This window comes from Xanthomonas euroxanthea (genome assembly GCF_900476395.1).
Classification (GTDB): domain Bacteria; phylum Pseudomonadota; class Gammaproteobacteria; order Xanthomonadales; family Xanthomonadaceae; genus Xanthomonas; species Xanthomonas euroxanthea.
The window spans coordinates 164,398-175,735 of record NZ_UIHB01000003.1 but is presented as its reverse complement, the minus strand read 5'-3'; the positions used below and the strand labels follow the sequence as shown (position 1 = coordinate 175,735).

4 protein-coding genes are annotated in these 11,338 nt (G+C 66.9%); all 4 read right to left on the bottom strand.

Annotated features, from left to right (window positions below; genetic code table 11):
- Positions 1-7 precede the first annotated feature (7 nt).
- The 4 genes from CPBF1521_RS12465 to CPBF1521_RS12450 all read right to left on the bottom strand — a co-directional run bounded on the left by CPBF1521_RS12465 (position 8) and on the right by CPBF1521_RS12450 (position 11,234).
- Positions 8-2,680: a methyl-accepting chemotaxis protein gene (locus CPBF1521_RS12465; RefSeq protein WP_115677190.1), complete on the bottom strand. Its 2,673-nt coding sequence runs from the start codon at positions 2,678-2,680 to the stop codon at positions 8-10.
- A gap of 333 nt (positions 2,681-3,013) precedes the next feature.
- Positions 3,014-5,278: a methyl-accepting chemotaxis protein gene (locus CPBF1521_RS12460; protein WP_115677189.1), complete on the bottom strand. Its 2,265-nt coding sequence runs from the start codon at positions 5,276-5,278 to the stop codon at positions 3,014-3,016.
- A gap of 507 nt (positions 5,279-5,785) precedes the next feature.
- A complete protein-coding gene (locus CPBF1521_RS12455; RefSeq protein WP_115677188.1) occupies positions 5,786-8,044 on the bottom strand; it encodes a methyl-accepting chemotaxis protein in 2,259 nt (752 codons plus the stop codon).
- A 715-nt stretch (positions 8,045-8,759) separates the two neighbouring features.
- Entirely contained in the window at positions 8,760-11,234 is a 2,475-nt protein-coding gene (locus tag CPBF1521_RS12450; protein ID WP_115677187.1) for a methyl-accepting chemotaxis protein, read from the bottom strand.
- Between the last annotated feature and the right edge of the window lie 104 nt (positions 11,235-11,338).

Genomic DNA, 11,338 nt, shown 5'->3' with positions numbered 1-11,338 from the left:
TGTGGCATCAGTTATAGGCGTGCCGTGCGTTGGCCAGCAAGGTGTTCAGTTGGTCCTGCTGTTCCAGGCGGAACACCGCCACTGCATCCACCAGCTGCGCGGCCTGGTCTTCCATCGCGCGGGCAGCTGCGGTGGCTTCTTCCACCAGCGCGGCGTTCTGCTGGGTGGTTTCGTCCATCTTGGTGATGGTCTGGTTGACCTGGGTGATGCCGGCGGCCTGCTCGCGCGAGGCGCTGGTGATCTCGCCCATGATGTCGGTGACGCGCTGCACCGAGCTGACCACCTGCTGCATGGTGCTGCCGGCCTCGGAGGCCAGCGCGGCGCCGTTGCCGATGCGGGCCACCGAATCGTCGATCAGGTGTTTGATCTGCTTGGCTGCACCGGCCGAACGCTGCGCCAGCATCCGCACTTCCGAGGCGACCACGGCGAAGCCGCGCCCCTGTTCGCCGGCGCGCGCCGCTTCCACCGCCGCGTTCAAGGCCAGGATATTGGTCTGGAAGGCGATGCCGTCGATGACCGAGATGATCTCGGCGATCTTCTTGGACGAGGTGTCGATGTCGGCCATGGTGGTGACCACGCGGCCCACCACGTCGCCGCCCTTGGCTGCCACGCCGGCGGCATCCAGCACCAGCCGATTGGCCTGGTCGGCGTTGTCGGCGTTCTGCCTGACGGTGGCGGTGAGCTCTTCCATCGAGGCGGCGGTTTCTTCCAGTGCCGCGGCCTGCTGTTCGGTGCGACGCGACAGGTCGCCATTGCCGGTGGCGATTTCCGTGGCGGCCGCGTTGATCGCCAGCGATGAGTCCTTGATCCGGCGCACGATGCCGGCCAGCTGGTCGGCAGTGGCATTGGCGTCGTCGCGGATGGTGGCGAACACGCCTTGCAGGTCGCCATCCATGCGCGCGGTCAGATCGCCCTGCGACAGCGCAGAGAGCAGCGCGGACACCCGCGACAATCCGTCTGCATTGTTGTCCAGCAGCACGTTGAGTTGCTGGGCGAGCAGCAGCAGGAAGCCCTGCTTGCCTTCCAGGCCGACACGCCCGCTCAGGTCGCCGGCAGCGGCGGCCTGCACGATGCGTGCGACTTCCTGTTCCACCTGGACTTCCTGGGTGCGGTCGGCCCACTCGACCACAAAGCCCATGCGCTCGCCGGCCGCGCCCAGCACCGGGTTGACCACCAGTCGCATGGTGCGGCCACCGACGTGGATCTGTGCGGTGTGGGTGCCGGTGAGCTGATCGAGCATGCGTGCCTGATGCTCGGGCCTGCGATGGAACTGGTCGATGCTGGCGTCGATCAGCGCATCGGCATCGAAGTTGGGCAGGTCGCGGCGCAGCTCGTCCTGCACGCTCTTGAGCATGCGCTGCAGCGGGCGGTTGACATAGATGATGCGGCGATCCGCATCGGCGATCATCACGTTGGTGCTGACATCGTCCAGCGCGGTGCGCACGCGCAACGCTTCGCTGGCGATCAGGTGGTCGCGCTGCAGGCGCGCGCGCAGGTCGTCGCGCATGGTGCGCGCGTTGCGCAGCAGGCGGCCGAGTTCGTCGTGGCGGTCGATCTCGATCGGATTGTCCAGGCGGCCGGCAGCGACATCGCCGAGCACGCGTTCCACCGCCAGCAGCGGCCGGGTGACCATCTTGCGCGCGGCGATGAACACCACTGCGATGCACAGGCCCAGCACCACCAGCGAGAGCAGCAGCATGCTGCCCATCAGCTCGTCCAGCGGGCCGTCGATGGCGCTGCGCGGCTGGGTGCCGATCACCGCCCACTGCCACGGCGCATAGCGCTGGGCAGTGACTTCGAAGGCCTGGCTGTTGCCCCTGGCATCGCGCAACTGCAGGTTGGCGCTGGGCTGCCTGCCGTCCAGTACCGACTGCAACAGTGCATGCTGCCCGGCCGGCACCAGGGCCGCCAGGGTGGCCGGCGTGCCCGGCGGTGCGGCGATGACCTGGCCCTGATGCTCGCCCGCCGCCATGTCGACGATGACGAAATAGCCGTCCTGGCCCAGCCGGGTGGTACCGACCTGCGCCTTGAGCGCGGCCAGGCCCTGGGTGTAGTTGCGACCGACGAACAGCGCACCGATCACGTCGCCGGCGGCATTGCGCAGCGGCTGGTAGTGGGTCATGTATTGCTCGCCGAACAGCTGCGCCTGGCCGGTGAAGGGCTTGCCTTCGGACAATGCGGCGTAGGCCTTGCCCTTGCGGTCGAGCAGGGTGCCGATCACGCGTTCGTTCTGCTTGTTGCGTAGCGAGGTGGTGATGCGCACGAAGTCCTCGCCGGTGCGCGCGAAGATGGTCGCAACGCCGCCGGTGGTCTGCGCAAAGCGATCCACCGCATCGAAATTGAGATTCTGTACCTGTGTGCCGGAGCGCAGCGTAGGCGTGTTCTGCTCGCCGATGGTCACGGTGCTGGCGGTATCCAGCTCGCGTGCGCCGCGCGGCAGCATGTCGTCGAACACGCTGCCCAGGCGCTGGGTGCCCTCGGTCAGGGTGACGTCGTACATCGCGACCGACTGCTGCATCAGCCGGGTACTGGAGTGCAGCTCGGCCTTGACCTGGGATGCGATGTCCGCGGCGGACTGGCGGTAGATGGTCAGGGCCAGCAAGCCGAGGGAAAGCGCGATCACCAATGTCAGCAGCGCGGACAGCCGGGTACCGACGGACAGCCGGTGGAAGGAGTGCATGAGGAATCGACCTTGCCCGGGGGAGGGCGTTACGGATGCGTGAAGTCGATAGCGGCCGTTTATGCGATTAATTGATGATTTGCGTCGAAATCCGCACAATCGTCCAGTTCGCTTGCCCTCTAGAGCGAACGTGGCGGAGTGGCACTTGTTATTTTTGGGTGAAGAATAGCGTCCCGCGCAGTGCCCGCCCGCTGCCGTCCGACGGGTCCCCAGGGACAAAAAAAGGGCCGCTTCCCTCGCTAGGAAGCGGCCCTCAAGATTCGTGGATCACGAATCAAACTGCGCTCGAATGCTGTTTCTGGAGACTGCGGGTGTTACGCGTTGCGGTGGGGCTCAGAACTCCTGCCAGTCGCTGGAACCGGCGGTGGCTGCCGCCGTCGCCGTGCCGGTGGTGCTGCGGCGCGGGGCTGCGTTGCCGACCGCACGTGCGGCCGGGCGGGTGTCAAAGCGTGCGTTGACCGGCGCGGCGACCATCGACGAGGGCCGGGGGGCTGCCGGGCCCTGCTCGACGATCTTGAACACGGCAACTGCCTCGGTGAGCTGCTGGGCCTGCTCTTCCATGGCGCGGGCGGCGGCGGTGGCTTCTTCCACCAGCGCGGCGTTCTGCTGGGTGGCTTCGTCCATGTGGGTAACGGTCTGGTTGACCTGCTCGATGCCGGCCGACTGTTCCTGCGAGGCGGCGGAGATCTCGCCCATGATGTTGGTGACGCGCTGTACGCTGGCCACGATCTCGGCCATGGTCTTGCCGGCCTGGTCCACCAGCTGCGAGCCGTCGGCCACACGCTGCACCGAGTCGTCGATCAGGCTCTTGATCTCCTTGGCTGCTGCGGACGAGCGCTGTGCCAGGGTGCGCACCTCGGAGGCGACCACGGCAAAACCACGGCCCTGGTCGCCGGCACGCGCCGCTTCCACCGCCGCGTTCAAGGCCAGGATGTTGGTCTGGAACGAGATGCCGTCGATGACGCTGATGATGTCGGCAATGCGCTTGGACGAGGCCTCGATGCCGCTCATGGTGTCGACCACCTTGCTGACCACCTCGCCGCCCTGCGAGGCCACGCTGGCGGCGCCGATGGCAAGCTGGTTGGCCTGGCGAGCGCTTTCGGCGTTCTGCCTGACGGTGGAGGTGAGCTCTTCCATCGAGGCAGCGGTTTCCTCCAGGTTGGCGGCCTGCTGCTCGGTGCGCTGGGACAGGTCCTGGTTGCCGGCGGCGATCTCGCTGGCGGCGGCGTTGATGGAAGTGGCCGAGTGCTGGATGTGCCCGACGATGCCGGACAGCTGGGTCGCGGTGGCGTTGGCGTCGTCGCGCATCTGTGCGAACACGCCCTTGAACTCGCCGTCCATGCGCGCGGTCAGGTCACCCGCCGCAATCGCCCGCAGGATGCCCGACAGCGACTGCAGGCTGCCATCGGCGGTGGCCATCAACTGGTTGAGGCTCTCGACCATGACGCGGAAATCGAACTGGAACTGCGCCGCATCGCCGCGTGCGCCGAAGTCGCCGTCGGCGGCGGACTGGGCCAGCTGCTTGATCTGCTGATTCATCGAGGACAGGTTGGTCTTCACCTGCGCCATGGTGTCGGTCAGCCTGGCCTTTTCGCCCGGCAGCGCGTCCATGTCTTCGCTGAGGTCGCCGATCGCGTAGCGGCCCATGATCTGTGCCAGACGCAGCGTGACCTGGACGTGGCTGTCGACCAGCGCGTTGGTGTCGCCGGCCATGCGGCCGTAGTCGCCCGGGAAGGCGTCGGCATCCATGCGGAAGCTGATCTGGCCGCTGTCGTGGCGCTTGGCCATGTCCAGCTGCGCGGTGATCAGGTTGCGCACCTGCGACTGCATCTTGTCCATCGCCTGCAGCAGGCGGCCGGTCTCGTCGCTGGCCTCGCTGTGCACGGCGTTATCGAGCTTGCCGTCGGCGATCGCCTCGGCAGCACGGGTGGCGCGGTTCAACGGGCCGGTGAGGCTGCGGGTGATCGTCCAGGCCAGCAGGGCGCTCAGCAGCACCACCGCAAGGCCGCCGCCAATCAGCATGCTGCGGCCACGCGCCATCGAAGCATTGGCCTGGTCGTAGGCCAGCTGGCTGCTCTTGCGCTGCGCGTCCGAGTAGGTACGGATCGCATCCTGCCAGCGCTGGGTGGCCGGCGCGGCGCGTTCGAGCAGGATCGGCATGGCCTGGTCGACCTTGCCGGCGGTGCCCAGTTCGCGCACCTGCTGGTTATGCGCCAGTGCCTGCTCGCGGGTCGAATCCAGCGCGTTGCGCAGTTCCTGATCGTGCGCGTCGGCGGGAAATGCGTAGAGCTTGTCGCGCAGCTCCTTGTAGCGGATGCGCTGGGCGTCGATCACTTCGCCGAACTGGCGATTCTGCTCGGCAGTGGTCGGCAGCACGATGTTGCGCAGATTCAACGAGATGGTGGCATTGGCGTCCAGCATGTCGGTGGCGTACTGGATCATCGCCATGTTGCGGTTGACGATGGTGTCCAGGCGTTCGCGCGCCTGGCTGAGCGTGTACAGACCGGCGGCCACCAGCGCGCAGGAGAGAAGGATCAAGACGCCGAAGGCCAGGGAAAGGCGCTTGCCGACGTTGAAGCGGTGCAGGAAGGAGTTCATGGAGTGACCTGAGCGAATGTGCCGTTGGATGGAGTGGCATGCAGCGCAGTGCTGGAGCAGTGCGTTGCACGTCATCCCTTGTGTGATGCGTCGGTCAGATAACGGCGTTAGCGCTGCTGCATTGAGGCAGGCTGGACCGGTCGGTAAAGCCGGGTCTCAGGCACGTGACTGCCATGTGTATGCGGGGTAGGGAATCGGTGGGGGAGTGTGGGGAATACCCCTAGAAAACCCCGCTTGAATGCGGTTTTGGGGGTGTGCCGGCGCAGGCCGGCCTGGACGATGTGAAGTGCGATTTCACGCTGCCCACGGTGCATAGCGGCGTGCGGACAGCTGCATGGTCGTGCACAACGCAAAACGGCACCGCGTGTGCGGTGCCGTGATAAAGATGCTGCTGATGCGGATTACATGGCCGCGTGCCTGGGCGTGGTGTGTCCCTCGCGCACAGACACGCGCGTTGCAGAACCGGCATGTACGCCCTGCGGACGTGCCGACAGCGGTCAGTGCCGCTTAGAACTCCTGCCAGTCGCCCACCTCGGTTGCCGTCGCGGATGCGCCTGCGGCGCTGCGCCGCAACGGCGCGGCACTGCTGGTGCGGGCGATCGGACGCGGTGTGCCGCGGGCATTGGCGGGCGCATTGGCAATGGCCGACAACTGGCGCGCCACCGGTGCGTGCTCTGCGACCTTGAACACGGCGACCGCTTCGGTGAGCTGCTGGGCCTGTTCTTCCATCGCACGTGCGGCGGCGGTGGCTTCTTCCACCAGCGCGGCGTTCTGCTGGGTGGTTTCGTCCATCTGGGTGACGGTCTGGTTGACCTGCTCGATGCCGGAGTACTGCTCCTGCGACGCGGAGGAGATCTCGCCCATGATGTTGGTGACGCGCTGCACGCTGGCCACGATCTCGGCCATGGTGGTGCCGGCCTGATCGACCAGGGTGGCGCCCTGGGTGACCTTGTCGACCGAGTCGTCGATCAGCTGCTTGATTTCCTTCGCCGCACTGGCCGAACGCTGCGCCAGGGTGCGTACCTCCGAGGCGACCACCGCGAAGCCACGGCCTTGCTCGCCGGCACGCGCCGCTTCCACCGCTGCGTTCAGTGCCAGGATATTGGTCTGGAAGGCGATGCCGTCGATGACCGAGATGATCTCGGCGATCTTCTTCGACGAGCCCTGGATGTCGGACATCGTGGTGACCACCTTGGCCACCACGTCGCCGCCTTGCGACGCCACTGCTGCCGCGCCGATGGCGAGTTGGTTGGCCTGGCTGGCGTGTTCGGCATTCTGCTTGACGGTGGAGGTGAGCTCTTCCATCGAGGCGGCGGTTTCCTCCAGATTGGCGGCCTGCTGCTCGGTGCGCTGCGACAGGTCCTGGTTGCCGGAGGCGATTTCGCCCGAGGCCAGGCCGATCGCGTCGGCAGCGCTCTGGATGCGGCCCACGATGCCGGCCAGCTGTGCGGCGGTGGCGTTGGCGTCGTCGCGCATCTGCGCAAACACACCCTGGTACTGGCCGCTCATGCGTGCGGTGAGGTCGCCGGCGGCGATCGACTGCAACAGGCCGGACAGCGACTGCAGATTGCCGTCGGCGGTCGCCATCAGGTTGTTGAGGCTTTCCACCATCACGCGGAAGTCGTACTGGAAGCGCTCGGCATCGCCGCGGGCGCTGAAGTCGCCGTTGGCCGCCGACACCGCCAGGTGCTTGATCTCGGTATTCATTGCGCTCAGATTGACCTTGACCTGCGCCATGGTGTCGCTGAGCAAGGCCTTTTCGCCGGGCAGCTTTTCCATGTCCTCGGACAGGTCGCCGATCGCATAGCGGCCCATGATATGCGCCAGGCGCATCTTCACCGCCAGATGCGAGCCGACCAGGGCATTGGTGTCCTTGGCCATGCGGCCGAAGTCGCCGGGGAAGGCACCGGCATCCATGCGGAAGCTGATCTGGCCCTCGTCGTGGCGCTTAGCCATGTCCAGCTGGGCGGTGATGAGGTTGCGTACCTGGCCCTGCATGCGATCCATGGCCTGCAACAGACGGCCGGTTTCGTCGTTGGACTGCGTGCGCACGTCGTTGTCGAGATTGCCGTTGGCGATCGCTTCGGCGGCGCGGGTGGCCTGGGTCAGCGGGCGTACTAGGCTGCGGGTGATCAGGAAGCCGAGCAGGGCGCTGAACAGCACCACCGCCAGCCCGCCGCCGATCAACATCGCACGGCCACGTGCCATTTCCTCCGTGGTGGCGACATAGGCTTCGCGGGTGCGCTGGCGCTGCAGGTCCGAATACTCCGTCAACGCGTTCTGCCAATGCTGCGTACCCGGTGCGGCCTTCTCCAGCAGCAGCTTGAGTGCTTCGTCAGGCTTGCCGGTCAGGCCCAGCTGCGCGACCGCGTCGTTGGTCTTGCGGGCCTGGTCGCTGGCCAGGTCGATGCGGTCGCGGATCTGGGTGGCCTGGGGCGAGGCAGAAAACGCGTACAGCTTGCGGCGGGTCTCCTCGTAGTCCTTCAGCTGGTCCTTGATGACAGCGTAGAAACGCAGATTGTCTTCTTGCGAGGTGGGCAACACGATATTGCGCAGCTGCACGGCGATGACCGAGGTAGCGTTGGTCATGTCCTGCGCGTATTGCATGATCGTGATGTTGCGGTTGACCACCGTGTCCATGCGGTCGCGGGCCTGCGCCAGCGTGTAGAGGCCGGCAGCGACCAGTGCGCACGACAACAGGATCAGCGTGCCGAAGGCGAAGCTCAGGCGCTTGCCGACGTTGTACCGTTGAAGAAGAGCGATCATTTGGGGGTCTCGAGGCAGTGGGGCAAGAAAGGACAAAACGCGTCGGCGCGGACGCGTGGGTCTGATGCAGGTACGGCAAGGCAGGCATCCAGCCGATCCATCGCGCGGGCAACAGCGGGAGACCCCGGCGATGACAAGGCTGGTAAGCGTGCCGTGGAAGGTAACGGCCCGTGGTTGAGCGACTGAACTGGTCAGCCGCGCTGCGTATGGGCGGCCGTCACCGAAGTGACGCGCATGTGCAGAAATGGACCGGAAACGTCGATGTGCGTGCCATCGACGCAGTTGCATCGACCGGCGGATTCACATCTGGCTCACTCGTTCGAGCGTGATGCGCCGTTGCGGTTGCAAGGACAGACGGGCGGACGGCACCGGCTGCTGGAGCGATGCAGCAGCCTGGTGACCCTGGCGCCGTATGCGCAGGCGGGGCTATTGGCTGCGGCAGTATTGCCTGCGGCAGGAATCGAACCTGCGCTGGGCAGTTGAAGCGAGTCCGCAACGGCGGGGTGGCGCCACTGCCTCGGTTGCGACCCGGGTGCAATGCGCGATCGCAGGCGCAGGCGGGGTGGCTCAGCCAGTCTCGGTCAAGACACCGCGGCCGGCGACCACGTAGCAGACACCGCGGCCAGTGACCGCGCAGCACGAGTGCACGGTGTGACTGCCCCCATGCGCGCGGCGTCGCCCACCGCGCGCGTACCCAACTCCGCACGCAGGGGCGTCAGGCGGCACGCACGCGTCGGGCCGGCACCACGGCGGCGTGCAGCTGGAACACCGACACCGCATCGCGCAACTGCTGCGCCTGCTGTTCCATCGCGCGTGCGGCGGCGCTGGCTTCTTCCACCAGCGCGGCGTTCTGCTGGGTGGCCTGGTCCATCTGTGCGACGGTCTGGCCGACCTGTTCGATGCCCTGCGACTGCTGCTGCGAGGCGTCGCTGATCTCGTGCATGATCTCGGTGACGCTGCGCACCGAGTCGACGATGTCCTGCATGGTGCGACCGGCCTGGCTGACCAGCACATTGCCTTGCTCGACCCGGCTCACCGAATCGTCGATCAGCTGCTTGATCTGCTTGGCCGCGCCGGCCGAGTGCTGCGCCAGCGTGCGCACTTCCGAGGCGACAACCGCAAAGCCGCGCCCCTGTTCGCCGGCGCTGGCCGCTTCCACTGCCGCGTTCAAGGCCAGGATATTGGTCTGGAACGCGATGCCGTCGATGACCGAGATGATGTCGGCGATCTTCCGGGACGCGGCCTGGATGTCGGCCATGGTGCCGACCACGTCGCCCACCACCGTGCCACCTTGCGAAGCCACCGCGGCGGCGCCGGTCACCAGCTCGCTGGCGCGCCGCGCGTGCGCGGCGTTGCTGCGCACGGTGGAGGTGAGCTCTTCCATCGCGGCGGCGGTTTCCTCCAGGTTGGCGGCCTGCTGCTCGGTACGCTGCGACAGCTCCTGGTTGCCGGCGGCGATCTCGCTGGCGGCAGCGTTGATGGCATCGGTGGAGCGCTGGATGCGTCCGACGATATCGGCCAGCTGCGCCACGGTGGCATTGGCATCGTCACGCATCTGCGCGAACACGCCGTGGAAGTCGCCCTGCATGCGGGTGGTGAGGTCGCCTGCCGCGATAGCCTGCAGCACGCCGGACAACGCCCCCAGATTGCCGTCGGCGGTGGCCATCAGCTGGTTGAGGCTGTCGACCATGGCCAGGAAGTCGTGCTGGAAGCGCTGCGTATCGCCACGCACGCTGAAATCGCCGTTGGCGGCGGCCTGCGCCAGCAGCTTGATCTCGCTGTTCATTGCCGACAGGTTGGCCTTGACCGCATCCATGGTGTCGCTGAACACGGCTTTTTCGCCGGGCAGGCGGTCCATGTCCTGGCTCAGGTCGCCGATTGCATAGCGCGACATGATCTGGGCGAGTTTCATCTTCACTGCGATATGCGAGCCGACCAGGGCGTTGGTGTCGCGCACCATGGTGGCATAGGCGCCAGGGAAGGTCTCGGCGTCCATGCGGTAACTGATCTGGCCGGCATCGTGGCGTTGCGCCATCTCGCTCTGCGCGGCCAGCACGCGCTGCAGCTGCTCCTGCATCCGGCGCATGTTGTCGAGCAGCTGGCCGGTTTCATCGCGGCTGGGCGCGGCGATAGGCTCGCCGAGCTGGCCTTGGGCGATATTGGCCGCCACCGCAGCGGCGCGGCGCACATTGCGGGTCAGTCTGGACAGGGTGGACCAGCCCAGCGCCGCGATCAGCGCGGCCAGCAGCGACAATCCGGCAATGGCCTGCCACATCGCGTTGCGGGCATCGGCCAGGTGACGTTCGGACTGGCGCTGCAAGGCCTGCAGCGAGACGCTGCCGAGCGCTTGCATGGCCTGGCCGAGCGCGTCCAGCGCAGCGTTCCACTGGAGATCGGCGCTGGCGTCGTTGCCGTCCAGCGCGGTGCCGAGTGCGGCCAGCGCCGCGTTCGCACGCGCGGTTTCGGCCTTGGCGGCATCGGCCAGCGCGGGGTCGGGCTGTTCCAGCAGGCCGATCGCCTTGTCCAGCTCGTGGCGGAAACGCCGGTGGCTGCGGGCCAGCTGGTTGAGCTGTTCGCGCAGCATGGCGCGGCTGCCGGCCGCCTGCGACGGGTCGCTGGCCGCATCCAGCCGGGTCAGCGACTCGGTGGCATCGGGGCTGTAGATCAGCGTAGCCACCACCAGGTGGTAGCTCTCGATATACGGGGTGTAGACCAGCTGGCTGTCGTCGCGCAGGGCGTCGAGTGCGGCAAACGCCTGTTCGCTGACGGCGGCGTAGCCGTTTGCAGCGGCAGCGGCGACGTGGCGTTGCTGCAGGCCCAGCAGGGCCTTCTGGCTGCGTTCGAAGCCCGGCATGGTTGCCGTGGTGGCCAGCAGGCGCTGCAGATCGCGCTCGGCGCGCTCGGCCGCGGCGCGGGCGGTGCTGCCGCTGTCCACGTGGGCCGCGTGCAGATCGGTGATCAGCCCCAGCATCTGGTCGAGCGGCGCATAGCTGCGCAACTCGTTGCTGCTGATGGCCACACTTTCATTGAGCTTGCCGCTGTACAGCAGCACCGGAATGACCAGGCCGGCCAGCGCCAGCATCCCGATCACACCAAGCTTCCTGGCGATCGCCAGATCATCCCAGCGGCTGCTCCAGCGATGCGCAGAACGTGGGGCGGTCGGTGGCGACGGCACGGGCGAGGTGATCATGGATGCGTCTCATAGGCGTACGCAGCCTATCGGCCGATCACCGTTGTGCCTTGAGCCGGCCGGTGTCGCGCCGGCCGGCTCCATTCAGACTGTTGTGCCCGCTT